Origin of the sequence: Methanobacterium subterraneum, from assembly GCF_002813695.1 — an archaeon.
Taxonomy (GTDB): Archaea; Methanobacteriota; Methanobacteria; order Methanobacteriales; family Methanobacteriaceae; genus Methanobacterium; species Methanobacterium subterraneum.
In genome coordinates this window covers 2,377,074-2,403,375 of record NZ_CP017768.1, presented here as the reverse complement: position 1 = coordinate 2,403,375, position 26,302 = coordinate 2,377,074, and the positions used below count along the sequence as shown (strand labels likewise).

Sequence of the window (26,302 nt, the reverse complement as noted above, 5' to 3'; positions counted from 1 at the left end):
TATAATACCATCTAAGAATTGATATATATTTTTATTGGATTCATCCCTGTGGTGAGGAGTAATTATGTTTGGTCCCAAAGTATACCAACAACAACTCGATGAAATTGGAATTGACGGAATGGAAATAGATGTTTCAACCATTGAAGAGGCCATGCAAACCCTTAATGAATTGGAAGAGTATGAAAATATTTTAAAAAAGATGCGGCATAACATTCGCACCGATATAAGGAATATTAGAAAAGAATATCTGCTTTTGATAAAGGAATTGGAACCTTCACCAGAAGAAACCTCCAAAAGAAGTTCAAAAGAAGTTCAAAAGAGAATTAAAAAGAAAAAATCCATTTTAAAAAAGAGAAACACCAAAATAAAGTCTTATGAAATTATCGAGACTATGGTAGATAATTATTTAACTCAAATTGAAGATGCCCGAATTTATATACGAAATTCAATAGAAAGAAGAGTAGGATAATTTTGGATTTATATAATCAATTAAATTTTTAAGCACCACAAAAAGGAGTTTAACATGATCGAAGTGGAAGTTAAAGCCCATGTACCTCAAGATAAGGGTGTTCTGGAAGAAAAACTGATTGAAATTGGTGCACGCAGAGTTAAAGAGGAATTTCAGGAAGATCTTTATTTTAACGCTCCACACCGGGACTTCGCCAAAACTGATGAGGCCCTCAGAATAAGGAAGGTCATGGATGAAACCTCCAAAAAAATCTTCATCACTTACAAGGGTGCTAAGATGGATGAAATTAGTAAAACCCGGAAAGAAGTGGAAGTGGGTGTGGAAGATTCTTTAAAAGTGGCGGATATTTTTCAAAGTCTCAGTTTCCGTCCTGTGGCAACAGTTAAAAAGAACCGAATTATTTACACCCTAGAAGATCTGATTATAACCCTGGATGAAGTTCATGGTGTGGGTAGATTTATGGAGATTGAAAAGGAAATGGAAGAGGGTAAAGATACCCAGGAAGCACTGGATGAGATCTTCGCCACCTACTCTAAAATAGGGATAGAAGATGGTTTTGAAAGAAGATCTTATCTGGAACTGATGGAGATTCATTAAGATTACACAGTGAAATGAATATTTGCGGGAATAATGAGATATAAGAAAATTCATTGTTACTCCAACTAAAAATTCCAAATAATAGCTCCAATTAATTAATGAAAGATCGAATAGCATTTATCAGTGAATTTAAATTCCGGTAAATAGTTTAATTTAAAAATTATCCTTAAAAAGATTGTTTTTACAGACAATGACCTTTAGGGTTAAGCCAGACCCTACATCTAGTTCACCGGCAGTCGGAAATTGCTCGCCGACTGAATTGCTGATGAAAACGAAAAGTTCATTTATATTTAAATAATAATGATCCAAGATAATCTATGGATATACCCCATTGATTAACAAATAAATTATGGAAATTTTCTAAACAGAAAAAACATACAAGTCCATTAGATTTCTCCATTAGATTTAACATATTATATTTAACTTATTTATCGATAAAAACAGGTGGTAATGTTTTGAAATATTTCGTGAGTCCCTATAACCAGTCAGTTGATTTAAAATTCCCTGAAAACATCACTGTTTATGACACTACACTCCGGGATGGTGAACAAACACCTGGTGTATGCCTAAGAACACCCGAAAAACTTAAGATAGCACGTAAACTCGATGAACTGAGATTACACCAGATTGAAGCAGGTTTTCCTGTGGTTTCCCATGAAGAAAAACGTTCAGTGAAAGCCATTGCAGGCGAAAACCTGGATGCTCAGATTTTAGCCCTATGCCGTACCAAGAAAGAAGATATTGACACAGCACTGGATTGCAATGTGGATGGTATAATCACGTTTCTAGGCACTTCAGCCCTTCACCTGAAACATAAACTTAAAGTAAGCCAGGAAGACGCCCTGAACATCTGTATGAACTCCATTGAATATGCCAAGGAACACGGTCTTTTTGTGGCCTTTTCAGCTGAGGATGCCACCCGAACTGATCTTGACTTTCTGAAGAATATCTACAAGAGAGCCCAGAGTTATGGTGCTGATCGGGTACACATAGCTGATACAGTGGGTGCAATAAGTCCCCAAGGTATGGGATATCTGGTTGGTGAGTTAAAAAAAGAGATAGATATTGAAATAGCTTTACACTGCCACAATGATTTTGGAATGGCTCTTTCCAATAGTATTGCCGGTTTACTGGCAGGTGCCAGTGCAGTTTCCACTACAGTGAATGGTATTGGTGAAAGAGCAGGTAACACTTCCCTGGAGGAACTGGTGATGACCCTTCTCCTTATCTACGGAGTTGACCTGGATTTCAATATCGGTGTGTTTTATGAGCTTTCCCAGATGGTTGAAGAACTTACCAACATGAAAGTTCCAGATAACAAACCTATTGTTGGTAAAAACGTGTTCCGGCATGAATCTGGAATACATGTGGATGCGGTTATTGAAGAACCATTAACCTATGAACCATTCCTCCCTGAACTTATCGGTCACCAGCGCCGGATAGTGCTGGGCAAGCACTCCGGATGCCGGGCAGTTAAAGCCAAACTTGATGAATGTGGAATTGATGTTACCCGGGATGAACTATGTAAAATCGTGGAAATAGTAAAGGAAAAACGGGAAAAAGGAAAATACATCAACGATAACATCTTCAATGATATCGTACGTTCAGTGCGAGGACCATTTGAATTTTAAATATAATATTTTTTCACCCCATAAAGATTAGAAACACCCATAAACAGAATAAAATATTTACTGGATTTAATCTCAAAATAAAACAAGTAATAATCCATATTTGAATATGATAAGGATGTTTTATCCATGAATATCACTGAAAAAATACTGGCTAATGCTTCGGGCGCAAAAGAGGTTCAGCCGGGAGATATAATTGAGGCAAGGGTAGATCTGGCCATGAGCCATGATGGAACCTCACCCCCCACCATCAACACCTTCAATAAAATAGCCAGCAAAGTCTGGGACGCAGATAAGATCGTTCTGGTCTATGACCATAATGTACCTGCAAATACCATCGGATCAGCCGAGTTCCAGAGAATAACTAAAGATTTTGCTGTAAAACAGCAAATAAAGAATATTTACAACCATGGAGAAGGAATATGTCATCAGTTACTTCCAGAAGAGGGTTTTATCAAACCCGGTACTGTGGTGGTTGGTGCTGATTCCCATACTTGCACTTACGGAGCCTTCGGGGCATTCGCCACCGGGATGGGTGCTACCGACATGGCAGTGGTGTATGCCACTGGAAAAACCTGGTTCATGGTCCCCGGAGCATTGCAGATCGAAGTGAATGGAATATTAGGGGAAAATGTTACCGCCAAAGATCTGATTCTCCATATTATTGGCACTATCGGTTCCTATGGGGCTACTTATAAGTCCCTGGAATTCTGTGGGAACACAGTTGATAACATGGATGTATCAGGGCGCATGACCATGTGCAACATGGCCATAGAAGCAGGTGCTAAAAACGGGATAATGGAACCCAACCCTGCCACTTTGAAATATTTAAAGGAACTTAATGTGAGGGATTTCCATATATTCACCTCTGATGAAGATTCTGTTTATGAAAAATCTTACCATTTCCAGGCCAATGACCTGGAACCACAGGTAGCATGCCCCCATAATGTGGATAATGTTCACCCAGTTTCCCAGGTTTCAGGAGAATCAATTGACCAGGCCTTCATTGGTTCCTGTACCAACGGTCGGCTGGAAGACCTGCGCCTGGCGGCCCATGTTTTGGAAAATGAGAAAGTTCATCCTGATGTTAGACTCATCGTGTCACCGGCATCTCGCCGAATTTATCAATCGGCAATAGCTGAAGGAATTATTGATACTTTCCTGGAAGCAGGAGCCATAATAATAAACCCTGGATGTGGGCCATGTTTAGGTGCCCATATGGGTGTTTTAACTGCAGGGGAGGTGTGCATCTCCACCACTAACCGCAACTTTGTGGGCCGCATGGGTGACCCCCTATCGGAGGTGTACCTGGCTAACCCCGCAGTGGTGGCTTACTCTGCCATTCACGGTGAAATAAGAAACCCCAGTGAATAACTATGGACCCAAAAATCTTTGAAGGAATAAAACAGATCGAAAAAGAGTTAGGGAGTCTTTCCAGTGCTCAGAAAATACTCTTAGCTACTGATGGCTCGGTAACTACTATTTTGGACGTGCTCAAGGGACACGTGAACATCAGAACCCTGGTTCAGGAGTTCCGGGAAGCGGATGAAGAAGCCGCCTCCCTCCTAAATATCCAAGTGGGTGACACCATCAACTATCGAGTGGTGGTTATTGAAGGGGAAGAACCCCTAATATACGCAGTTTCCATGATACCACTGGAAAGATTGGACAATGATTTCAAGGAGGATCTGATCCGGGCGGATATTCCCATTGGTCGAATTCTACGTAAACATGATATAGAATCCCGCAGGGAGATAAAGACTGTTTCACTGGAGAAACCAGAGCCAGAGATGGTGGAGATCTTTAAAACCAAAGCCCCTATGTTAAGGAGGACCTATAACATAATCCACAAAGATCAGGTACTCATCTGGTTAATGGAAACATTTCCCCACACCCTGTTTAAAGATTGAATCATTTTTTCCCCATCATTTATTTAGTTTTAGCCCATAGACTATTGAAAGTCGGATTAATTGGAACTTAAAGGAAATAATGAATAAATACGATTAGAATCATAACCGGGTTGGATTAAAATGGGTGTTAAGTTCAAAGACATAGTATCACCAGAGGAAATTAGATTTGAAGACCTTGACGGGAAAATAGTGGCTCTTGATGCTGCCAATGTTATTTATCAGTTTCTTTCCAGTATTCGCCAGCTGGACGGCACCCCCTTAAAGGACCAGAATGGGAGGGTCACTTCACATTTTAGTGGAATTCTATACCGCACATCCGCCCTGGTAGAAAAGGGGATTAAACCAATCTACGTTTTTGATGGTCAGTCCAGTGCTCTTAAAAAGGAAACACAACAAAAAAGAAAAGAGATAAAGGAAGAATCAGAGCGAAAATGGAAGGAAGCCCTTGAGGAGGGACGTTTAGATGATGCCCGGAAGTTTGCAGTTAGATCATCCCGCATGTCTCCAGAAATCGTTGAAGGCTCCAAGAAACTAATTAAACTCATGGGAATCCCATATATCCAGGCTAAAGGAGAAGGTGAGGCCCAGGCATCATACATGGTGGCCCGTGGAGATGCATGGTGCGTTGCCTCCCAGGACTATGACTGCATGTTATTCGGAGCACCCCGCATGGTTAAAAATTTAACCATCAGCGGAAGTCAGACCAATCCCGAACTAATCGAACTGGATAAGGTTCTGGGAAACCTGGGTGTAACCCGTGAGCAACTGGTGGACATGGCAATCATGGTTGGTACCGATTTTAACCAGGGGATCAAGGGAATTGGAGCAAAAAAGGGTTTGAAACTCATTAAAGAACACGGTGACATCTATCAAATACTGGAAAAACTGGATATTGAACTGGATGTTGATCCCACCATACTCAGGAACATGTTCCTCAACCACGAAGTGGACTCAGATTATGAATTGAAATGGCAGAAAGCAGACCAGAAGCAAATCGTTGACTTCCTCTGTGGAGAACATGATTTTTCAGAAAGCAGAGTTTTAAGTGCATTGGATAAACTTAAAAAGCTGCAAACCACCCAGAGTAGTTTGGAACAGTGGTTTTAAGAAACTATTCATTCTTTAATGATAAATCTAAGTAACTGCGCTCGCCAATTATTAGAATGTATTTAAAAGGTAGATTATATTATTCCTAAAATGGAGGGTAGTCTCCGAAAAATTCTCGGGCGTACCTGCGTGCTGTTTCCACTTGGACAGGGTAAATTTCTTTCATTCTCTTTTCCAGATCACCCCGGTTTCTGCTGGCAGCCAGAATCCTTAAAACCTTCACGTAAACATCCAGAGAATCATAAGAAGGATTACATGGCATTTCCAGTGTTATGCACACATCATCCTTTTTAAAAAGGGTGGTTCTGATGTTAGGGGATGCAGAACCGATCAGTACTCCTTTTTCAAGTTCAATTAGTGGTGGAACCCCTTCTTCAGTTCTTCTCCCAGGAGCAATCAGTTTAGGGTAGCTTTCTTTTTTATAACAATGTGCTTCCACATATATTTGAGGTTGGTAGTAGTTAATCAGGTACAGGACTTCTTTACCCACTTCAGACTTGTAGTAAAGAGGGTTCAAGGTGCTCAGGTAGGGACTTTCGTCACAGTTATGGATGGTAAGTTTACCTTCATCCACATCATCCTCCTGGATCTCCTGGAGGGCTTTGATGGTGCTTAAACCTTCCTTTCCATGTACTCCTCCAATGAAAAGCCGGTTAATACCCTTTCCTTTATTAATTATTTTAAAGTAAGCCATATCCTTCACCTTGAAAACCTGGTGTTTTAGATAAATAAACCTAGTTTTAGGTAATATTGCTAAGGAAATATTTCTTAGAAGGAGCTATCCACTAATATTTCCATTTTTTTCTTAGATTTCTGGTCTAATTTTTGTATTACAAAATTTACATGAGTTAAACGAGCTATACTCCTTGAAAATTAGAAATGCTCCTTCTAACTGTTTTATCTGGACCGGGTTAAGATCATAATTCCCTTCACTCACAACATCATTTATCAGCTTTTCAAGGTCCTGATAATCTTTCAAAGGGGTTTTTAGTGATCTTTGTTTAATTTTCTCGAATGCAGAGTGGAAGTTCCGGGAAAATTCCTTAAAATAACTGTCCAAAGTTTCAACCTGCTGTGGGTACACCCGGCTTAACCTTTCCATTATCTCTTCACGGCTACCGGACCCGGCAATTATTTCCATAACTTCCAGACAAGTTTGCAGTGATTCTTCAGAGGGGTTACATGGCATTTCCAGGGTAAAAGGAAAATCATTTAGATCAAAAAAAGTGGAACGAATTAGTGGAGAAACAGAACCTATTAACACCCCATTTTTAAGTTCCATCAGACCAGGAACTCCAAATTTCTCTTTCCTATCTTGCCTGGTGAGTTTAGTATAGTTTTCAGGATGGTAGCAGTGCAGTTCCAAGTATATCTCTGGTTGATTCTTCATTACCAGAGCTAGGAGTTTGCTACCGGCAAGGGAAAGGTAGTAAAGGGGGTCCAGGGTGCTCAGGTAGGGGCTGGGAGGAAGATTACACAACAACAAGGTTCCCCCATTGATTGTGATATTTTCAGCCATATGGATGGCGTTTATGGTGCTTAAACCTTCCTTCCCATGCACTCCACCTACAAACAGGCGTGAAGTTCCATTATTCACACCTATTTCTTTTAAAAAATTTACTTCCATTTTATTAGGTTCCATATTAGTTCCTAAATTTTTTTGTACAGGAAGTTCCCTTCTTCACACCCTTAAGAAGTTATGTTCCTTCTTCCCATCCTTCCAGGTAATCAACCTGTCTTTCGCTTAGATCATCAATTTCAATGCCCATGGCTTTTAATTTCAGCCGTGCCACGTGCATGTCTGCTTCATCATCGGTTTTATGCACCCCTACTTCCATCTGTGTTTTCACCAGTTTTTCAGCAGATAATGCCTGCATGGCAAAGCTTAGATCCATAATCTCAGCAGGGTGTCCCTGTCCCCTTTCACCGGCAAGGTTAACCAATCTTCCTTCAGCTAGTAGGTATATTGTCCGGCCGTCGTCCATTACGAATTCTTCAATGTCTGCTTTCATATTTCCCTGTTTTACAGCCATCTGATCCAGGTCTTGCCGGTTAATTTCCACGTTGAAGTGACCGGAGTTGGCCATTACACAGCCATCCTTCATTACCTTAAAATCATCCCCGGAGACAACATCGATGTTCCCAGTGGCCGTGACCAGGATGTCAGCATGTTTGACTGCTTCACGGACTGTCATGACCCGGTATCCATCCATACGTGCCTCTAATGCCCTTATTGGATCAACTTCGGTTACAATTACGTTAGCTCCTAATCCATGGGCGCGCATGGCTATTCCCCGACCACACCATCCGTATCCGCAGACAACCACGTTTTTTCCGGCTATTAACATGTTGGTGGATCCCATTATGGAGTCAAAGGTTGATTGTCCTGTCCCATAACGGTTGTCAAAGAGGTATTTGGTGTAAGCATCGTTAACGGCTATTACCGGGAATTCAAGAGCCCCGTCTGCATGCATGGATTTCAGGCGGTGAATTCCAGTGGTGGTCTCCTCACAGGCCCCCTTGATCTTATTCAGGACATCCCTTCTTTTCCGGTGGATCATGAATATCATGTCCGCTCCGTCATCGATTATGATTTCGGGCTTATGATCCAGAACCATGTTGATGGTTTGGTAGTATTCTTCGTTGGTTTGCTCCCTCCAACCGTACATGTTAAGTCCTAAACTGGCACCGGCGGCAGTAGCGTCATCCTGGGTTGAGAGTGGATTGCAACCAGTCATTACCACTTCTGCCCCTCCGGCCTGGAGTGTTAAACCCAGGTTGATGGTTTTGGGTTCCAGGTGCAGGCAGGAGCCAATGGTGATTCCTTCAAAGGGTTTTTCTTTTTCGAAACGTTTTTTAATGGTTTCCAGGACTGGCATGTGTCTTTGAACCCATGCAATCTTCTTTTTACCCTGAGGGGCTAATTCTATATCTTTTACTTTATAAGGCATGTTAGTCACCGTTATATCCTTGTCATGAATACTAAAAAAATATGTTTAGATTATAGATGTTAATTCTCTATTCCTATATAATTAAGTCTCTCTGTTAAATTTGATAATATTACACTTATACTAATTAACAGGTAAAAAATAAGAAGAAAATAAGTGGTTAAAATAGGTTAAATAATAAAAAAAAGGAGAAGGCTCCAAGTATGGGAGTCTTCTCCAATTTTTGGGGTTTATGATATGGGGGTTTTCATGGGTAAGTCTAGTGGTACTGGACCATGTCTGTTTTTTCCTCAGTTTTGACCTTTTTCATGGCTTTTTTGAAGTATTTCATCTTCACGGTTTCGGCCTTAAGGTCATCTCTCATGGTTAACATGACTGCTTCCCGACAAACTGCCTCGATATCAGCACCCACGTATTTTTGGGTGTTTTTGGCCAGGTAGTCCAGGTCCACGTCATCGGCCAGTGGCATATTTTTGGTGTGTACCTTGAATATTGCCAGTCTGGCTGCCTCATCAGGGTCATCCACCTTCACGTGGCGGTCAAATCGACCGGGCCTGAGTAGGGCAGGGTCCATGATGTCCACCCGGTTGGTGGCGGCGATTACTGCCACGTCCTGAAGTTCTTCCAATCCATCGATTTCCGTGAGTAACTGGTTTACCACCCTCTGGGTGACTCCGCTGTCGGTGCTGGAACCGGATCGGGCGGAGGCTATGCTGTCTATTTCGTCGAAGAAGATCACTGTTGGTGCGGTTTGTCTGGCTTTTCGGAATACTTCCCTTACACCTTTTTCAGATTCACCCACCCATTTGGAGAGTAATTCTGGTCCTTTAACAGCTATGAAATTGGCTTTACTTTCATTGGCCACTGCCTTGGCCAGTAGGGTTTTACCAGTACCTGGTGGTCCGTATATTAACACACCACGTGGGGGTGTGACTCCGAACTTGTCGAAACTTTCCGGATATTTAAGAGGCCATTCCACTGCTTCTTTGAGTTCTTGTTTGGCATTTTCAAGGCCTCCGATGTCATCCCATTTGATATCAGGCACCTGTACCAGGACTTCACGGAGTGCGGAGGGTTGGATTTCTTTTAAGGCTTCTTTGAAGTCGGTTTTCTTGATGATCATCTTTTTGAGGGTTTCTTTGGGTATTTCCTCGTCGGCTTTAATGTCGGGGAGTACCCTGCGCAGGACTCTCATGGCTGCTTCTTTACAGAGCATTTCCAGGTCTGCGCCCACAAAACCGTGGGTGGTGTCTGCTATTTCATCAAGATCCACTTTCTCATCCAGGGGCATTCCCCTGGTGTGTATCTGGAGCACTTCTCTACGTCCGTCCTTGTCTGGTACTCCAATTTCTATTTCCCTGTCGAATCGTCCTCCACGTCGTAGGGCTGAGTCCAGGGCGTCGGGCCGGTTGGTGGCACCGATTACTACCACTTGACCTCTGCTTTTAAGACCATCCATCAGAGTCAGGAGCTGGGCAACTACGCGTCTTTCGGTTTCTCCAGATACTTCCTCCCGTTTAGGGGCGATGGCATCGATTTCATCTATGAATACTATGGATGGGGCGTTTTCTTCTGCTTCTTCGAAGAATTCTCGTAGTTTTTCTTCGGATCCACCCACGTATTTGCTCATGATCTCGGGTCCCTGTATGGCAATGAAGTGGGCATCACTTTCATTGGCCACTGCCTTGGCCAGTAGGGTTTTACCAGTACCTGGTGGTCCGTGCATCAGGACTCCTTTAGGTGGTGATATTCCCAGTCTTTCGAAGAGTTCGGGTCTTTTCAGGGGTATTTCTATCATTTCCCTGACTTTCTTCACTTCTTCTTTGAGGCCACCTATGTCTTCGTAAGTAACATCTACCAGGGTTTTTACTCCTTCCAGTTTAGATATGTCCACTGGATCGGTTTGTACTTCCACTTCACTCATTTCGGCGATTTTAACTGCTCCGGCTGGTTTGGTGGACACTACAGCCAGTTTTAATTCACCCATAGGACGCACATCACTCATGGTGTCCCTGAAGAATTCATCGAATAAACTTCCCCGCATGGCGGTTTGTTGCTGTTGCCGGATTCCGGTTACAATGATGTCTCCTTTGGATAGTACTCTACCCTGGAATGCTCCTTTAACATCTCCCCTGATCATAATTTTCTGATCCACCGGGGCCAGCACCACTTTCTGTGCTTCTTTAACCTGGGCTTTTCTTACGGTGACTTCTTCTCCCAGGGATGTTCCTGCATTTTTTCGGATGTATCCATCTATCCTTATGATTCCCAGCCCTATGTCTGATTGGGATGAGGCCACTGTGGTGGCAGTCAGTTTTCGACCTTCAATTTCGATCATATCTCCATCCAGGAGATCGAGCTTTTCCATGCATGCCGGGTCTATTCTAGCTATGGATCGACCAACATCTGCTTGTGAAAATGCTTCTGCTACTTTTAGTTTCATTTCTTCGTTTTTAATGATAAATCCCCCTATATATTTTTTTATAGCTTGAATTAAAATAATTTATGTCCTAAAAAATAAATATAAATCGTTTTTGTATTTAGTTAACTTATGTTACTTTAACATTGTAGATTCTAGTATATAAAGGTTTTGGTTAATCTAAACTTGTGAATGTTGGAAATAAACGAAAAAAAATGAATATAATTACCATGCAGCCAGTATCATAGCAGTAACTATCGCTATAAATCCTACCGCTAATATAGGTGCCGTAACCATGTCCAATCTTCGGGCCAAGTCTTTTTCCCCCTGGTTATTATAATGTATGGATATGGCAGACTCCACTAAACATATGGCCACTACGAAAAAGGCTAAAGAAGCCACATAATGTCCCACAGTTATAACTCCAGTAGGAACCATATTTGTAACTAAAACCATGTTGGTTATAAGCACGAACATGGAAGCTCCTTCCATGGAAAAACGTCCCTGGAATGACATGATAAAAAGGGATGATAAAGCAGCCAATACTGCAATGAACATACCAATGAGTGATACAAATAAGACTGTATTATCTTCCCGGGATAACAGAATACCCGTTCTTAACTGGGAGAAAATACCACTGGAAACTGAAGGATCTCCCATGGTTGAGTTATAACTGAAGGGCTTCTCAGTCATGTTAAATGAATTAATCCCATAACCGGGGACATTAACATTGTTCCCCACAGAAGACCCTTCCCTATCGGGTACAAAGATCAACTTGTCCCTTTGATCTGTCGTGTCCTGAACAACAATGGTTAAGAATTGATCATCTACCGGGAAGCGGTTCATGTCGAATTTTTTGGTGATGGTTGCGGCAACCTTGTATAACGCATAATTTTCATCACCCACAGTTCCGTTTTTAATGAGCTGGACATCTTTATCTGACACAGTCCCATCAATTATCTGGAAACTATCACCCGGATTTAAATCTCCCTTCCATTTAAACCATATGTAAAAATCAGCAGCCCATAGATTGTCCTTTATATTCATGGATTTAATTCTATCCAAATAAATGCCCACAGTAACTTTTTCAGCTGCAGCCGGATCCTGATAATCCTCAGCAGTTAAACCACTTTCCACCACATCCGGATTGATGGCTTCTCCAATATTCACAAAATCCTGTGCTGTGTTTTGATAGGTAACCCAGATCAGTGATCCCCCCACAGTAGCCAGAATAACAATCAATATTATAACCCATCCACGTACAAGACCCATACCCTTCAAGTAGTCTTTAAACTTAGAAATTTTGCGGTTATCTTTAATTGTAATCCCCCCAGACACTCTTGGTAACTCTAATATAGAATTAATAATTATAATATTTTTTTATATTTAGCTTTCATCGATTCCAAAAAAAAGGTTTATTCAAAAAGAAAAACTGGTCTTAAATTATCTGATTTTACCACCAAATATGGTTAATATATTTTCCACTTCTCTTCTAAGTTCGGAATCAACAACCTGGTAGGTTATGGTAATGCTTATCCATCCTTCTGGTATCTGTTGACCATGATAAACATCTATGACCTTAGCTTGAACCACGCCCTCAATTTTTTCAATATTCCTGGCAATCAAATCAGGTTTAGAGTTTTCTGGAAATATAACAGACACATCAAATGTTTTTAAAGGAATGTTATCTGTTTTCCATTGACGAATTTCCTCTGCAGTTAAAACTTCCACATTAGAAAGTTTAAGCCGGATAATTTTATTCCTGTCCTTCAACATTACAAAATCAGGATTTAATTCTTCCAGAACTCCAATGTGAATTTTCTGGGAGTACATGTGCCTCAAACCAACTTCCTGACCAATAGATTCTTTTAAGTGAGTTACTTCCGCATTAAGGGCAGTTATTGCCTTATCAGATCTTCCTAAAGCTGATTCAAGATCATCCAGGTGTTTGGCTGCCGAACTCATTGCTTTCACAAAACCCTCCTGATTTTCATCATCTATCAATGATTTAAGATGATTAAATGTTTCCAGGAAGGTTTCATGAACTTCGTGAATGTATCGATTCTGAGTTTGGATAGAATAGTAGAGGTAGGGGTTTTGAGCCACGATCCTAGCTATCATATCCAGCATAAGATTGTAAATGGGGCTGGAAAACTTACGAGACTCTTTAATATCCACTTCCATCCTTTCAATGGTGCTGGCAATGCAAATGTAGGCAAAATGGGTCAAACCCTGAACAATACTCATCATCCGGTCGTGAATTTCCGGAGTAGTCTCCAAGATACGTGCCTGTTCAGATTCCAGGAATTTCAACACCTTAGGGTACCATTTTCCCTTTATATGTGGAGTTAGAACTATTACTTGTCCCTCCAGGGATCTTATTCTGGGACCGAACATGGGGTGGGTGGGAAGTACTTCCACCCCTTCCGGAGCATGTTCAAGCATGATTTCGGCCGGTACTTCCTTGACTGAAGTTACATCCACCAAGAGAGATCCTTCCTGGAGGTGGGGGGCTATTTCCTTTATGGTTTGGGGTGTGACTTCAATGGGAACTGCCACTACCACCACCTCTGCTTGAGATACGGCTTTCACATTATCAGAAGTGTATGATAACTTCATTTTACTGGCTATGGCTTCACCCATGAGATTGTTTCTGCCAGTTATAGTAACCTGACATTCTTTCTTTTTAAGAAAGTTAGCTATCCAGTTTCCCAGTCCACGGGTCCCGCCTATAACCGCTACGTGCATAGGGTTATCTATAGCTAGAGGAGGATATTAAATTTTTCATACCACTTTGAATTTTCCCACTTAATGATTTAACATACCAATAACGAGATAATCTGGTTGATTTTATTTTGATTGATTTTATTTAATTCTAAGCTAATTCACGAGTATTTTCGTAAATAAAGCAAACAAACTCCCTTTTTATATCTCCAATTTTTCCACCTTCTCATTTCCATCATTTCCCGCCATGGAATCCAGTGTTTCCAGAAATTCCATTAGACGAGGTTTTTTCATCACCTCTAAAAACCTTTCGAGCTGGATTTTCTGCTGTATGAATATCCCTCTACGTTTAATAGGGTGTCCAAACTCATTTAATGGGTTTACTTCTACCATTATGCTTTCCTGATCACCCCTGGTAGGAGCTTTTATTAAAAAAACACCCTCAAGAGACGTGGGGACCCTTTGCCATGGTTTAACATTTTCCAGGGTTTCTCTTATCTTACTTTCTAGCTGATTGTCCATTAATAATCACCAACATCTATTTTGTAATACATTTTATATAAAACTTATGATTAAGGGAATAAAATTTATGAATAAGATGAAAGAAAATAAGGGATGTTAAAAAAAGATTTAAACATAAATCGGAATTTATTAGGGTAAAAACACCATAAAAAAATCCATTTGACTCAAAGTTCTTTAATAATAATCAAATGCAAATATAAATTCAAAAAAGGTATTTAAAATGCGTATTATTCATCAGGATGCCAAAAGAGGACTTATTGAATTATTCCCCGAAACTTTAGATGACCTCTGGCATCTTTCTCACCTCATAGAACCAGGGGATCTGGTCTCATCCAGAACCACCCGCCGTATACAGGACACCACCGGAGAACGCCTGCGCAGTGACCGTGGTATTAAAAAAACATTTTTCATGGGCATAAGAGTGGAGAGCATTAATTTCCATAAATACACCGGTAAACTACGTGCTAAAGGAGTTATTGAGAAGGGACCAGAAGATCTGGTTTCCCTGGGATCCCATCACACCCTGGATTTGAAACTCAACAATTCAGTGAAGATACAGAAGGAACGATGGTCCCGCTGGCACCGGAAACGAATTAAGGAAGCCATTGATGCCTCAAAAATACCAAAAGCACTGGTGGTGGTAATTGAGGATGATAATGCCGATATGGGTATCCTCCGCCAGTATGGAGTGGAATATTACGGACCCATAATTGGGGGAATCTCCGGGAAGAGAATGGTACAGAAAAACCGGCAACAAATCATTAACAATTTCTATGAGGAAATCGTAAACACCATCAACAAGTTTGAAGGAATTGAAGGAATGGTCATTGCCGGGCCAGGATTTGGTAAAAATGACTTTTATCAATTTATAAGCCAAAGATATCCAGATATTGCCCGTATTTCAAGGCTGGAAAGCACCGGGGCTGGCGGCAGATCCGGAATTCACGAGGTGTTGCAGAAGGGTATCCTGGAAGAAATGGCCACTGAAGGACGTATAGCTGAGGAAATGCGGATGATGGCCCGTGTTTTAGAGGAAATTGGAAAAACTTCCAACATGGTGACCTATGGGAAAAAAGAAGTCAAAACCGCTGCTGAAGCTGGTGCAGTGGAAGAATTATTGGTTATCGATGAAATGCTACGGGAAGAAGATGTGGAAAAGATCATGGACCTTACTGAAAACCTGGGAGGTAAAGTGATGGTTTTAAGCAGCGAACATGATGGTGGAAAGCAGCTAGGTGCCCTTGGAGGATTAGCCGCTTTATTAAGGTATGCATTGAATTAATGGACAGATATTGTAAAAAGACCGTATTTATTAGGATTATTGATTGCTGCAGAATAAAATACCTTTAAAATTCCTGAAAGAGGCCCTGTGAATGAGTGTAACCAGAAATAGGGATAAATGTATTCACTGCAGAATGTGTGAAATGGTTCTCTGCCCACTAGGGAATGCCTGGAAAAGTTTAGAGGAGGATAAATGCATTGGCTGCGGAGCCTGTGTCATTGCTTGTCCCGAAAATGCCCTCATAGCCATAGAAGACAATTTAGCATCATCCCCTGAAAGAACAGTTTACGTTAACGGTCAGGAGATAAAAACATCTGGATTTATTAAAGATGCCCTGGGTGAAGCCGGAGTTGAGATCAGTAAATTTCCATTTAAAGACTCCCCTAATGATCCAGTTATTAGTATGCCCTGCTTTTCAGGTGGTTGCTGGTCATGTGCCGTGAAAGTTAATGGTAAATACGCTCTTTCCTGCATCACACCACTACATGATGGTATGAAAATCGAATTAGCAACCACCATGCCCCCATTACGGGTGGTTAGTGGATTCGGAGCCCACACTGTTGGAGGGGTGGGAACTCCCTATCAGCTTAAAAATAGTGGAGAACCTATAGAAATTGCCTGTTTTACCCATGGATGCAATCTACACTGCCCTCAGTGCCAGAACTATGGTATGGCCTTTACTGCCGGGGGACACCTCATGGAGGCTGAGGAAACTGCCATGATACTCCTCGGACTCCAGAGGCAACACCAAGTTGACAGGATAGCAATATCTGGTGGTGAAAGCACTTTAAATCCCCAATGGCTTCTGGAATTGATTAAGTATATCTGTAAAGAAGACAGTGATGTTCACATCCACGTGGACACCAACGGAACCGTGCTCACTGCACCCTACATTGATGAGCTGGTTAAAGCTGGAATGACAGAAGTGGGAGTGGATCTTAAGGGATTTCACACCAGCACTTTTCAGAGAATAACTGGTCTTACGGATACTAAACTGGCAGAAGAATACCTTAAAACATCATGGTCTGCAGTGGAATACATTATTGGAGAGTATTCTGATGATGTGTTCCTGGGAATTGGAATACCCTACAACAAGGATATTATTTCAACCGAAGAAGTGGGAGAAATGGGGAAAAAAATATCTGATTTGAAGGGTGATGTGCAGGTGTGCGTGCTTGATTATCGGGGTGAATTTAGGAGGAAAGACCTGTTATTACCATCTTATTCTGAAATGATGAAAGTAAAAGACACTCTCAATGAAACTGGGCTGAAGATCGTCATTGCACAAACTCCTGAAGGACACATTGGACCTTAAAAACAAGTACATGAAATTGATCCCTGTTAAAAATAGAAATCTTATTCTGATTTCAGGTTTAAAAGGGAGATATGTCCATCCACATTTTCTATTGGTGAATATTTCATATTATCTTAAAGTATTCGTAAATATTTTATTATAAGTGATGATAAATGAATATCATGGATTTAATCTTGCTGATTGTAGTTTTCATTCTCTCCGGGATTTTAACACCCCTATTTCAGAATATATTCACTCGCCTGGGAGGTAACCTTTACACACCTATACGTGGAGGCACCCCTCGTGCAGTGGGCATAGCACCTTTTATCGTACTTCTACTATTCTTCCCACCTCCCGGAAACTATCTGATTGGATTAATAGGGTTTTTTGCATTTTTAGATGACATTATAGGGAGGAAAAAAATCAAAAGTCTTCCCTTTGAGATCGGACAACTTTCCAGAGGTATAGGCATGTTTCTGGTCATGGTAGTTGGATATTTCTTCTTTGGCCCTGTTTCTATCCTTATCGCCTTAATGATCCAGCCCATGAACATTGCGGATATGCAACCCGGAACGGCTGCCTCCACCGTTATAATGATGAGCACCCTAATAGCCATTCTCCTCTACCTTACCACTGGAAACCCTTATTCCATGGCATTAATAATACTGGCAGCCTGTCTGGGATATGCACCACTGGATTATCAGGGAAAGATAATGATGGGCGAAGTGGGTAATCATTCCTTTGGAGTGGGTTTAGGAATATTATACACCTTACTAGGAATTAACATGGCTAATTTCCATAACTGGGAAGTAGGGGGAGTGTTTTTAGTGGTGTTGGTACTTTTAATAATAACTTCTTTCATTATAGCATTGTTAAGACGTAAAAACCTTAAAGATTTCCTGGAAAAAACCCTTAAAATATCTAATCCCACCTATGGTGATTTATGGATGGACGTGGCAACTGGTGGGGGTTTGGGTGATCTTCTTCGCAGAATACTCCTAAGAAAACGTGCAATAATAATTGAAAACAGATTTTTAATCATATTAGGTTTTCGAAGGCTATTTTATAACCCTTACAGCCATTTGAGCGGTTAAATAATATTATTTCTCCCATTTAAGTGTTTTCTAATAATTGTATCTAATTTTAAATAAATTAAGTTAATATATAAGCAATCCTTTAGATTTCGCGGAAAATGATTTATTTTTCAAATATAGGGCAAGATAATTCAAAGATGAATTTATCCACCCATTTATCTTAGTTTAGATTGAAATTAATCAAAAAAATGTGAAAAATTAGGTTTTGTAGAAACCCTTTTTTTAGTTGATTTGTGTTGATCTGTAGATGTTGTATATTGTGTTTTTGAGTTTGGTTTCTTTGTTTGATAGTTGTGTGCTTCTGCTGTGGTTTGTGCCGTTGAATTTTCTTTTTATTACTGAAAATATGCTTTCTATATTGTTTCTGTTTATGTATATTTTGTGTCGGAATATTGTTGGGCTTTTTAGTCTGTATTGTCCTTTTTTTGCTCTTTTTTTGAGGGGTATTTGGTCAAATGCTTTGAGTTCTTCATTTATGCATTTTCTTATTGGTTCTGTGTCATATGCTTTGTCTGCTACTATGTAATGTGGTTTATACTTTTTGATTTGTCTTAATGCGGGTTTTGCAAATTGTGTGTCGTATTTTGGTCCACGTGATGTTTGATAATATAAAATAAGGCGTGTTTTTACGTCTATTGTTAAGTGGTTTTTTATGTAGCTTTTTCTTTCTTTTTGTCGTATTTTTGCATAATACTTGTCTGCATAATCATTAGTAAAACCAGAGCCGTCTAATGCTATTATATCTGCTTTAATATCGTTTAATAATAATATTAATTGGTTAATTTCTCTAATTTGTTTTGAAGGTAGTCTTTTAAAGAATTTTTGGATTGTTGTAAAGTGTGGAACCTTTTTTATTCTCAAATATTTCTTAATTATGTCTGATACATCAATAAAATCAATTATTTCACGATATGTTGATTTTGTGTAAATTTTCATTGCTAATATCGTGAATAAAGTATGTTGTGAATATAAATGGTTTGAAAAGGCATTAGAATACTTGTTTATCGCTATTTTAACATAATAATACGTTCTTTCGATGAATTTCACCAGTTTATTTTCTTTTAATTCACTATTCTTGTTTAAAAATCTTTTTAAACATTGAATATTAGAATTTTTAAAACCAAAATCCGAAAGATTTAACTGCTTTGAAACTCCACTATAAACAGGGGAATAATAGATTTCGCTAATCATAATAATATTATTCCCCTTTCTCATTATAAATACTTTAGCAACCTGTTTTAAAAATATGTAGCTGTAATTTCAAGTGAAACCAGGAAAAACGAAACTTAAAACTAAAAAATTTTTTTTACAAAAAAAATCTACAAAAAACCTCAAATTCAAATAAAAAAAATTAGGGTTTCTACAAAGCCAAAAATTATTTAAATGTTTATTGACACTAAAGACAATAATGACATTAGAAAACAATATTTCAAGATATGAATAATATTTCATACCTTTATAAAAGCAGTATTACGTCATTAAAGCTAGCATTCACAACAAGCAGAATGGAGGTGAAAACGTGCACAAAAATGATTTTAATGCTAAGCATACTAAAAAAGAGGAGGTGAGGACCTTGCAAAAGAAAATAGTTTTGTTTTTGTTTGTTCTTGTATTTTCGTTGACTATTGCTGGTGCTGTTTCAGCAGCTGATGACGCAACAGGCGGAACAACCGGTATAGAACCAACAGTAAACAACTCAACCAATAATTCTCAAGCATTACCCGATCCCAAACTTTACGATGAGAATATGAATTTGGTAGGATCTTACCTTACCATCCAGGGGGCCTACAGTAATGCAGCAGTTGGTACTAGCACACAGATGTATACCATTGAACTGGAAGAAAATGGAGTATTCACACTAACCGACTTTACAATCGCCAAAAACCTCAGATTCACCGTAGCCAATGGAGGAATTGCAACTATTCAAGGTTCTAATGATAGACTGATCTACATTGCACCAGGTTACACTGTGTACTTCTATAACATCATCTTTGAAAATGGCCATGCATCTGATGGAACCACACTACACCCTGACGGATACAATGGTGGAGCAATCTACAACGAAGGTACACTATACCTTACAAACTGTGTCCTGAGGAATAACCAGGCCGGTGACGGTGGTGCCTGGGATTACGGAGGTATTGGTGGTAACGGCGGAGCAATCTACAACACCGGAATTACAACAATAACCGACTGTGAGATTTACAACAACCGTGCTGGTGATGGTTCTGATGGATGGGCAGTTCTGCACTCCAACGGTTTCAACGGAGGCCATGGTGGTGCCATCTACAGTACCGGAACCCTAACCATAACTGGTAGTGAATTCTATGGTAACCGTGCCGGTAACGGTGGAGATGGTGTGATATTAGGTGATGGTGGTAACGGTGGTAACGGTGGAGCAATTTACAACACCGCAACCATGACCCTAACCGATAGCCTGATCCACAACAACCTAGCTGGTGACGCTGGTGCAGGTGGTTATCAAGTGATAATCGGAGGGACCGGTGGAAATGGTGGAAACGGTGGAGCAATCTACAACACAGGAACTACAACCATAACCGACTCCCAAATCAACGAAAACACCGCTGGAGATGGTGGTAGTGGAGCTGATGGAAGTGATGGTAGCGTTATCCTGTTACACCCTGCAGGTTACACCGGACACACTGGAGGTAACGGGGGTAACGGGGGAGCAGCCTACAACATCGGATCCCTATCCATAGCCCAAACTGAAATCAACTCCAATAAAGCCGGAAACGGTGGAAAAGGAGGAGATGGAGGTGACGGGGTTGACAGAAGCATAGTAAGCTCCGGAGGAGCCGGAGGAGCCGGTGGTGAAGGAGGCACTGGGGGTGATGGTGGAGCAATCTACAACACCGGAAGCACCTTGATTCTAACCGATTCAGATCTATCCGGGAACGAAGCCGGGAACGGTGGGATTGGAGGAAGCGGTGGCCAGGGTGGAGATGCTAAAGCAAGTGGACTTAACGCAGGTAACGGTCGCGCCGGAGGAGTAGGAGGTGAAGGTGGTGAAGGTGGTGATGGCGGAGCCATTTACAACCAGGGAACCACACAAACCATTACCAATTCAAACTTCACTGGTAATACTGCCGGAAACGGTGGACTCGGTGGAGATGGTGGAGATGGTGGCGCTGCAGCCACAGGACGTACCGGTGGTGCTGGAGGCCAGGGTGGAAACTTTGGTAACGGTGGTAACGGTGGAGCCATACTCCATGTCAGTGGAAGTTCCACAGTCCAAAGTAACAACTTCGTAGGAAACTTTGCTGGTGAAGCTGCGACTCCTTACGAAAACGGTGGTTATGCCAGTGCCGGTTCAGGAACACAGGCCCTCAGGGGAACTGACGGTTCTGATGGAACTGGTGGTGCATTCTTCGCATCAACAGAGAACACAGGACTACATTTCAACCGAATTTTAGACAACGGCCTTCCAGATGTAGCTGGTGGTAACGGTATAAACATTGATGCCACTAACAACTGGTGGGGAACCAATTTCGAGGGAACCAACCCATTCACTGCAGGTAGAGTATCCGAACTTGTGGATGCTGATCCATGGGTAATATTACGTCTACTTGTACCTAGCCATATCTACAATGGCATACCAGTACAATTCATAGGTGACCTTACCCAAAAAAGTGATGGTAATCCAGTTGGAGGAAACATACCTGATGATGTTCAGGCTGATTTCACTGCAACCCGGGGAACTTTGGACACACCACAGTACACCATCGATGGACAGGCCCCTACTACATACTCACCAACATCTTCTGGAATGGCAACATTCACTGTAACCGTGGATGATCAAACTGTAACCGTTAATCAGAACGTAGAACCACGGGCAGTTTTAGATTTTACGAAATCAGTGTCTGACAACCATCCCAACTATGGTGATATGATTCACTTCATAATCACGGTCCAAAATTCAGGTCCTGACACAGCCACTGACGTGAACGTAACCGACTTACTACCTGTAGGTTTGGTTTACCAGTCACACACAGCCACTGCAGGATCTTACGACCACGCCACCGGATTATGGAACATAGGCAGCCTAACTACCTCCATGGGAGGTGTCTACCTAGACATCTTAGTCCTGGTAAATGGCACTGGATTATTCAACAACACCGCAACACTCATTCAGAGTACCTATCCTCAGGATGAAGTTGACCGGAGTGCTACCTTGAATGTGGATCCCGCGGCAATGATATCCATCACCAAAACTGACAATACAACAGACCATGAAGCCAATGTAGGGGATGAAGTAACTTTCACCATCACTGCACACAATGCAGGACCAGATAACGCCACTAACGTGGTTATAACTGACGTGTTACCTCTGGGCCTTGACTTTGTATCAGCCAGTGACGGTGGAACCTACGATGCGTTAAGTAGAACCATAACCTGGTCTGCATTCAACCTCAACTATGGAGCGCCGGATGTTGTCCGGACATTCATAGCCGAAGTGAACGCGATCATGGCTGGTAATGCAACTGGGATAATAAACACAGCTAACGCAACATTCACTGAATACCCATCCACTGCAAGCAGTAATGGGACTGCAATCTACGTACCCCTAACTGATCTCTACATCAACAGTTGGGCCAGTAAAAACAACCCCTATGTGGGTGAAACCATAACTCTCACCTTTAAGTTGGGTAACAATGGACCGGACACCGCCCGTAATGTGGTATTTACCTTACCTATTCCTGAAGGTATGGAGTTCGTGGACGTGAGTGTAGATCAGGGAACAGCTACCTACGACCCGGTAAGCCGGACTATAACCTGGATACTAGGCGATGTAGAAGTTGGAGACCCTACTGCATGGGTTAAAGTTAAAGTACTCAGTGCTGGAACTTTTGTCTTCAGACCAAGCATTACCACCGATACTTACGACCCTAACATGGAGAGTAACATTCAACCCGTGACTATAAATGCCCAGACAGTTCATGGAGAAGTGGTAAACGGCCAAACCGTAGGAATGCAAAGCACTGGAATACCAATAGCGCAACTTTTACTAGCTGTGTTAATGGTTTTAGGTGGATTATTCGCTGCAAAACGCCAATAAGAAAAAACCAATTTTGGGGATAATTATCCCCTTTTCCCTTATTTTTTTAGATTAAAATGAGAATTATCTGTTTTGTGATCTTTTCTCACCAGATAACTTAATATATATAATTTTTACATGTCAGGAACACCACCATCCAATTCTTAAACAAAATAAAATGAGATTAAAGAAAAAGGTGAAGGTTTTGGAGATTATAAAGAAAAGAAGTAAAGGTTTTGTTATTTTTTACCTCGTTTCAAAGACCATACTGCCAGACCTAAAAATAGGATGGCGAATAGTACCAGAGCAGCTAGATCAGGCCATATCTTCTCCAATCCCCATCCCTTGAGCATGACTGCCCGGCAGGCTTCCACAGCATAGGTGGGTGGCACCAAATAAGAAAATGGTCTTAACCAGGCAGGTATTGCCTGTAACGGCCAAAAGACTCCTGAAAGGAGAAATGCAGGTAATACCACGAAAGGGAAGAATTGTATTGCCTGTTCCGGTCTTTTAGCCAGGCTGGAGAGGAGTATCCCCAATGCCTGGCAGGTGACTGCCAGGATAGCCACTGCCAGGAAGGCCAGTAGCACGTTTCCCACCACGATTATGTTGAAGACTAGAATTGCTATCACCAGTAACAGGGCCACTTGCAGGATACCCAGTGTTCCGAAGGTGATGGCGTATCCTGTTACTACTTCCCCTTCCGTAACTGGACTGGCCAGGACTCTTTCAAGGGTTCCGTTAGCCCTTTCCCCCACGAAGGTGATGAGGGTTAGTATGGTGGTGAGAAGGTACACCACAAAGGCCAGGATCCCCGGTACAAAGAAGTCAATGAACTCTGCATCCTGACCATAAATTGGTTCAGATGTAATTTTAAGGGCTGGATTAACTCCTTCATCTGACATGGTATTGGTAAGGGCATCACTGACTGTTTTGAGAATGGCATTTTTAATGTTGGTAATGGTATCATCACCCTGGATTATGATCTCCGCTGTGGTTCCGGATGATGGGTTTTTAGTGGCCATCATAGCATCTTGGGTGAAGTTTTCCGGGAATATGATCACTGCTGATGCACTGCCATCAGTCACTTTCAGGTGGGCTTCATCAACATTAGGCATATTCTGAATATTCAAAACTCCAGTATCCAGGTTGGAGATTATGGTTTGTGAGAGGTAGGTGGTGTTTCCCATTGGCGGGGTGTATCCCTGGTCCTGGTTGACGATTATAACATTCACATCTTCCACATCACCACTGAAGGCTATCCCAAAGACGCACATGGCAAAGATGGGTGCCAAAAATAGCATGGCCAGACTACGTTTATCATTGGCCACATCGCGGAATACACGGCGGCTGACCGCCATTACACGGTAAAATTTCATTTTAATCCCCTCATCCTATTTTCATCATGACGGGAGAACACTAAGAAGGCATCCTCCAGTGAATCTTTCCCACTCTCCTCAAGGAGTTTTAAGGGTGCATCTTCAGCTATAAGATGACCGTGCTGCATGAATCCAATACGGTCACAGTTTCGGGCTTCATCCATGTAATGGGTGGTTATGAGTATGGTTACTCCTTTCTGGCGTAACTGGTAGAAATAATCCCAGAATGACACTCGAAGCTCAGGATCCACCCCTACTGTGGGTTCGTCCAGAAACAGGAGTTCGGGTTGGTGTATGAGGGTGCAGGCTAAGGAAACCCGGTGTTTCATTCCCCCACTGAGGTTTTCCACCATTTCATGTTTCCAGTCCCCCAGAGCCACGAATTTCAAAAGTTCATCTTTTCTTTTTTCTATTTCGTTTTTATCTAGGTTAAAAACACGGCCGTAGAAATTAAGGTTCTGATCCACAGTAAGGTCCAAGTAAACACCAGTTTCCTGGGGCATGTAACCAATACGAGATACAATGTTTCCATCTGGTATCTGCTCCCCCAGAACCCGGGCACTCCCAGTGCTGGGATTCAGGATGCTACACAGCATTTTAATGAGTGTGGTTTTACCAGCACCATTGGGGCCTAAAAGACCATAAATTTCTCCTTTTTTCACCTTTAAATCCAGATTATTAACTGCAATGAAATTTCCGAACCTTTTGGTTAATTCCATGGTTTCTATAGCCTGTTCATAATCTTTAGTCATTGTTTCGCCCCTGTCACATAGTCCACTTAATTTTAAAGTTTATTTCACCAGTTATCCATGTGTGATCAGCAAGCTTTTATATATTTTGTAACTAAATGAGTATAAAATGAAACAAAATATAGTTTGTGATAATCCATTACGAGTAATTAGATTGATCATTTGTAGTAGACTAATGTTTTGTAAATTGATAATTTGGATTAGATTGATAATTTGTAGGTGATTTTTCCATGGGAGTAAGCAGAGAAACACTAGAAGCATTAAAGACTTTAGGACTCACAGATTACGAAACTCGAACATATGTGGCCTTAAACTCAATTATATCCGGAACAGCCACCGAAATTAGTCAAGCCTCCCAGGTGCCACGATCCAGAATTTACAATATTCTCAAAAGCCTGGACAATAAGGGCTTTTTGGAAATAGGTAAGGGAAAACCCTTAACCTTCACTGTGATCCCTCCCCATGAAGTTTTTAAGAGGAATAAAAATGAGATTAAAAAGAAAATGGAAAGGGCTGAGTCAGAGTTGAATGTGCTTTATGAAAGCCAGATCCCCAATGTTCCAGCCCCAATCTGGATCCTGCATGGCCCTGATAAGATAGTTAATAAGGAGCTAGAGATAATATCCCGTGCCAAAGAATCCCTTTTCATAATGGGCGGTCTCATGTTCCCAAGTGAACCTCCACAACTCAAAGAAGCCCTCCAGAAACCTTTAAAGAGGGGGTTAAAACTCGGATACTTACTGCCCCTATATGTAAAGTGGATGATGTGGAAGTAACTACCATGGAAATTATGAAAGAATTGCCAGTGGAGCTTAAATTCTTCCCTGTTCCCTACATAAAACTGGTGGTTCGGGATCAGGAGGAGATGCTTATTGCTTTCTGCAAACTATCTGGAGATGTTGCCCTATCTGAAACTGCTATTTGCATCTGGAATCAGTACGAAGAATTTATTGAAACCATAACTGGAATGTATGATTTCATATGGAGTATGGATTTTTTCAGCCCTAACTTTAGTCCCAACAGATTTTAAATATTTGAGACAATCAAACCATAATTAACTTGAAACAAAATTACAATAAAAATGAAAACCAAACTGCATTAAAAACAATTGATTTTCAAAAAAC

General features: G+C 41.2%; 22 protein-coding genes. 12 read left to right on the top strand and 10 right to left on the bottom strand.

Annotated elements, in window-relative coordinates; translation table 11 throughout:
* The first annotated feature begins 64 nt into the window (after positions 1 to 64).
* The 6 genes from BK009_RS11720 to fen all read left to right on the top strand — a co-directional run bounded on the left by BK009_RS11720 (position 65) and on the right by fen (position 5,711).
* On the top strand, positions 65 to 469 hold the full coding sequence (locus BK009_RS11720; protein WP_100904867.1) for a hypothetical protein: 405 nt from the start codon (positions 65 to 67) through the stop codon (positions 467 to 469).
* 54 nt (positions 470 to 523) lie between these two features.
* Positions 524 to 1,066, top strand: a complete 543-nt coding sequence (cyaB, locus tag BK009_RS11715) for a class IV adenylate cyclase (protein ID WP_100904868.1) — start codon at positions 524 to 526, stop codon at positions 1,064 to 1,066.
* 455 nt (positions 1,067 to 1,521) lie between these two features.
* Positions 1,522 to 2,697 carry a homocitrate synthase family protein gene (locus BK009_RS11710; protein ID WP_100904869.1) on the top strand — a complete coding sequence of 392 codons (1,176 nt, stop codon included), beginning with the start codon at positions 1,522 to 1,524 and terminating at the stop codon, positions 2,695 to 2,697.
* 126 nt (positions 2,698 to 2,823) lie between these two features.
* Complete coding sequence (gene hacA / locus BK009_RS11705) at positions 2,824 to 4,068, top strand: homoaconitase large subunit (protein WP_100907418.1); 1,245 nt, start codon at positions 2,824 to 2,826, stop codon at positions 4,066 to 4,068.
* Positions 4,069 to 4,070: 2 nt separating this feature from the next.
* On the top strand, positions 4,071 to 4,604 hold the full coding sequence (locus tag BK009_RS11700; RefSeq protein ID WP_100907417.1) for a chorismate--pyruvate lyase family protein: 534 nt from the start codon (positions 4,071 to 4,073) through the stop codon (positions 4,602 to 4,604).
* A 120-nt stretch (positions 4,605 to 4,724) separates the two neighbouring features.
* Positions 4,725 to 5,711, top strand: a complete 987-nt coding sequence (fen, locus tag BK009_RS11695; RefSeq protein WP_100907416.1) for a flap endonuclease-1 — start codon at positions 4,725 to 4,727, stop codon at positions 5,709 to 5,711.
* Between the two features lie 85 nt (positions 5,712 to 5,796).
* On the opposite strand, the gene BK009_RS11690 is transcribed toward fen, so the two are convergent.
* The 7 genes from BK009_RS11690 to BK009_RS11660 form a co-directional block, all read right to left on the bottom strand.
* Positions 5,797 to 6,405: a DUF2119 domain-containing protein gene (locus BK009_RS11690; protein ID WP_100904873.1), complete on the bottom strand. Its 609-nt coding sequence runs from the start codon at positions 6,403 to 6,405 to the stop codon at positions 5,797 to 5,799.
* A 111-nt stretch (positions 6,406 to 6,516) separates the two neighbouring features.
* Positions 6,517 to 7,353: a DUF2119 domain-containing protein gene (locus tag BK009_RS11685; RefSeq protein WP_236950990.1), complete on the bottom strand. Its 837-nt coding sequence runs from the start codon at positions 7,351 to 7,353 to the stop codon at positions 6,517 to 6,519.
* 55 nt (positions 7,354 to 7,408) lie between these two features.
* Entirely contained in the window at positions 7,409 to 8,662 is a 1,254-nt protein-coding gene (ahcY, locus tag BK009_RS11680; protein ID WP_100904874.1) for an adenosylhomocysteinase, read from the bottom strand.
* A gap of 256 nt (positions 8,663 to 8,918) precedes the next feature.
* The gene (locus BK009_RS11675) at positions 8,919 to 11,117 is read right to left on the bottom strand and encodes a CDC48 family AAA ATPase (RefSeq protein WP_100909640.1); all 2,199 of its coding nucleotides are present in this window, start codon (positions 11,115 to 11,117) and stop codon (positions 8,919 to 8,921) included.
* Between the two features lie 186 nt (positions 11,118 to 11,303).
* The gene (locus BK009_RS11670) at positions 11,304 to 12,350 is read right to left on the bottom strand and encodes a ligand-gated ion channel (protein ID WP_157809734.1); all 1,047 of its coding nucleotides are present in this window, start codon (positions 12,348 to 12,350) and stop codon (positions 11,304 to 11,306) included.
* Positions 12,351 to 12,521: 171 nt separating this feature from the next.
* Positions 12,522 to 13,826 carry a prephenate dehydrogenase gene (locus tag BK009_RS11665; protein ID WP_100907413.1) on the bottom strand — a complete coding sequence of 435 codons (1,305 nt, stop codon included), beginning with the start codon at positions 13,824 to 13,826 and terminating at the stop codon, positions 12,522 to 12,524.
* Positions 13,827 to 14,003: 177 nt separating this feature from the next.
* A complete protein-coding gene (locus tag BK009_RS11660) occupies positions 14,004 to 14,324 on the bottom strand; it encodes a hypothetical protein (protein ID WP_100909638.1) in 321 nt (106 codons plus the stop codon).
* 220 nt (positions 14,325 to 14,544) lie between these two features.
* On the opposite strand from BK009_RS11660, the gene BK009_RS11655 reads away from it, so the two are divergent.
* The 3 genes from BK009_RS11655 (at position 14,545) to BK009_RS11645 (ending at position 17,994) form a co-directional block, all read left to right on the top strand.
* The gene (locus BK009_RS11655; RefSeq protein WP_100909637.1) at positions 14,545 to 15,606 is read left to right on the top strand and encodes an mRNA surveillance protein pelota; all 1,062 of its coding nucleotides are present in this window, start codon (positions 14,545 to 14,547) and stop codon (positions 15,604 to 15,606) included.
* A 91-nt stretch (positions 15,607 to 15,697) separates the two neighbouring features.
* On the top strand, positions 15,698 to 16,921 hold the full coding sequence (locus tag BK009_RS11650; RefSeq protein ID WP_100909636.1) for a radical SAM protein: 1,224 nt from the start codon (positions 15,698 to 15,700) through the stop codon (positions 16,919 to 16,921).
* A gap of 152 nt (positions 16,922 to 17,073) precedes the next feature.
* Positions 17,074 to 17,994, top strand: coding sequence for a cell wall biosynthesis protein (locus tag BK009_RS11645; RefSeq protein WP_100909635.1), 921 nt, complete (start codon positions 17,074 to 17,076; stop codon positions 17,992 to 17,994).
* A 222-nt stretch (positions 17,995 to 18,216) separates the two neighbouring features.
* Here the strand turns inward: BK009_RS11645 and BK009_RS12740 are convergent, their stop codons facing one another.
* Positions 18,217 to 19,185, bottom strand: coding sequence for a transposase (locus BK009_RS12740; RefSeq protein ID WP_236950989.1), 969 nt, complete (start codon positions 19,183 to 19,185; stop codon positions 18,217 to 18,219).
* Positions 19,186 to 19,567: 382 nt separating this feature from the next.
* On the opposite strand from BK009_RS12740, the gene BK009_RS12825 reads away from it, so the two are divergent.
* Positions 19,568 to 23,071, top strand: coding sequence for a DUF11 domain-containing protein (locus BK009_RS12825; RefSeq protein ID WP_157809733.1), 3,504 nt, complete (start codon positions 19,568 to 19,570; stop codon positions 23,069 to 23,071).
* Between the two features lie 218 nt (positions 23,072 to 23,289).
* On the opposite strand, the gene BK009_RS11630 is transcribed toward BK009_RS12825, so the two are convergent.
* Together BK009_RS11630 and BK009_RS11625 are read right to left on the bottom strand one after the other, a co-directional pair.
* A complete protein-coding gene (locus BK009_RS11630; RefSeq protein WP_100909633.1) occupies positions 23,290 to 24,429 on the bottom strand; it encodes an ABC transporter permease in 1,140 nt (379 codons plus the stop codon).
* Positions 24,426 to 25,181 (bottom strand): ABC transporter ATP-binding protein, encoded by a 756-nt coding sequence (locus BK009_RS11625; RefSeq protein ID WP_100907407.1) that lies wholly within the window; start codon positions 25,179 to 25,181, stop codon positions 24,426 to 24,428. Before BK009_RS11625 ends, BK009_RS11630 begins: the two co-directional genes overlap by 4 nt.
* Before the next feature lie 227 nt (positions 25,182 to 25,408).
* Between BK009_RS11625 and BK009_RS11620 the strand changes: the two genes are divergently transcribed.
* Positions 25,409 to 25,954 carry a TrmB family transcriptional regulator gene (locus BK009_RS11620; RefSeq protein WP_236950988.1) on the top strand — a complete coding sequence of 182 codons (546 nt, stop codon included), beginning with the start codon at positions 25,409 to 25,411 and terminating at the stop codon, positions 25,952 to 25,954.
* On the top strand, positions 25,945 to 26,208 hold the full coding sequence (locus BK009_RS12720; protein WP_236950987.1) for a hypothetical protein: 264 nt from the start codon (positions 25,945 to 25,947) through the stop codon (positions 26,206 to 26,208). Before BK009_RS11620 ends, BK009_RS12720 begins: the two co-directional genes overlap by 10 nt.
* The last annotated feature ends 94 nt before the right edge of the window (positions 26,209 to 26,302 follow it).

Excerpts from the sequence above, each read along its gene's own strand:
- BK009_RS11720 (WP_100904867.1), top strand. The coding sequence starts at position 65 with ATGTTTGGTCCCAAAGTATACCAACAACAACTCGATGAAATTGGAATT.
- cyaB (WP_100904868.1), top strand. The coding sequence starts at position 524 with ATGATCGAAGTGGAAGTTAAAGCCCATGTACCTCAAGATAAGGGTGTT.
- hacA (WP_100907418.1), top strand. The coding sequence starts at position 2,824 with ATGAATATCACTGAAAAAATACTGGCTAATGCTTCGGGCGCAAAAGAG.
- BK009_RS11700 (WP_100907417.1), top strand. The coding sequence starts at position 4,071 with ATGGACCCAAAAATCTTTGAAGGAATAAAACAGATCGAAAAAGAGTTA.
- fen (WP_100907416.1), top strand. The coding sequence starts at position 4,725 with ATGGGTGTTAAGTTCAAAGACATAGTATCACCAGAGGAAATTAGATTT.
- BK009_RS11690 (WP_100904873.1), bottom strand. The coding sequence starts at position 6,405 with ATGGCTTACTTTAAAATAATTAATAAAGGAAAGGGTATTAACCGGCTT.
- BK009_RS11685 (WP_236950990.1), bottom strand. The coding sequence starts at position 7,353 with ATGGAACCTAATAAAATGGAAGTAAATTTTTTAAAAGAAATAGGTGTG.
- ahcY (WP_100904874.1), bottom strand. The coding sequence starts at position 8,662 with ATGCCTTATAAAGTAAAAGATATAGAATTAGCCCCTCAGGGTAAAAAG.
- BK009_RS11670 (WP_157809734.1), bottom strand. The coding sequence starts at position 12,350 with ATGGGTCTTGTACGTGGATGGGTTATAATATTGATTGTTATTCTGGCT.
- BK009_RS11665 (WP_100907413.1), bottom strand. The coding sequence starts at position 13,826 with ATGCACGTAGCGGTTATAGGCGGGACCCGTGGACTGGGAAACTGGATA.
- BK009_RS11660 (WP_100909638.1), bottom strand. The coding sequence starts at position 14,324 with ATGGACAATCAGCTAGAAAGTAAGATAAGAGAAACCCTGGAAAATGTT.
- BK009_RS11655 (WP_100909637.1), top strand. The coding sequence starts at position 14,545 with ATGCGTATTATTCATCAGGATGCCAAAAGAGGACTTATTGAATTATTC.
- BK009_RS11650 (WP_100909636.1), top strand. The coding sequence starts at position 15,698 with ATGAGTGTAACCAGAAATAGGGATAAATGTATTCACTGCAGAATGTGT.
- BK009_RS11645 (WP_100909635.1), top strand. The coding sequence starts at position 17,074 with ATGAATATCATGGATTTAATCTTGCTGATTGTAGTTTTCATTCTCTCC.
- BK009_RS12740 (WP_236950989.1), bottom strand. The coding sequence starts at position 19,185 with ATGATTAGCGAAATCTATTATTCCCCTGTTTATAGTGGAGTTTCAAAG.
- BK009_RS11630 (WP_100909633.1), bottom strand. The coding sequence starts at position 24,429 with ATGAAATTTTACCGTGTAATGGCGGTCAGCCGCCGTGTATTCCGCGAT.
- BK009_RS11625 (WP_100907407.1), bottom strand. The coding sequence starts at position 25,181 with ATGACTAAAGATTATGAACAGGCTATAGAAACCATGGAATTAACCAAA.
- BK009_RS11620 (WP_236950988.1), top strand. The coding sequence starts at position 25,409 with ATGGGAGTAAGCAGAGAAACACTAGAAGCATTAAAGACTTTAGGACTC.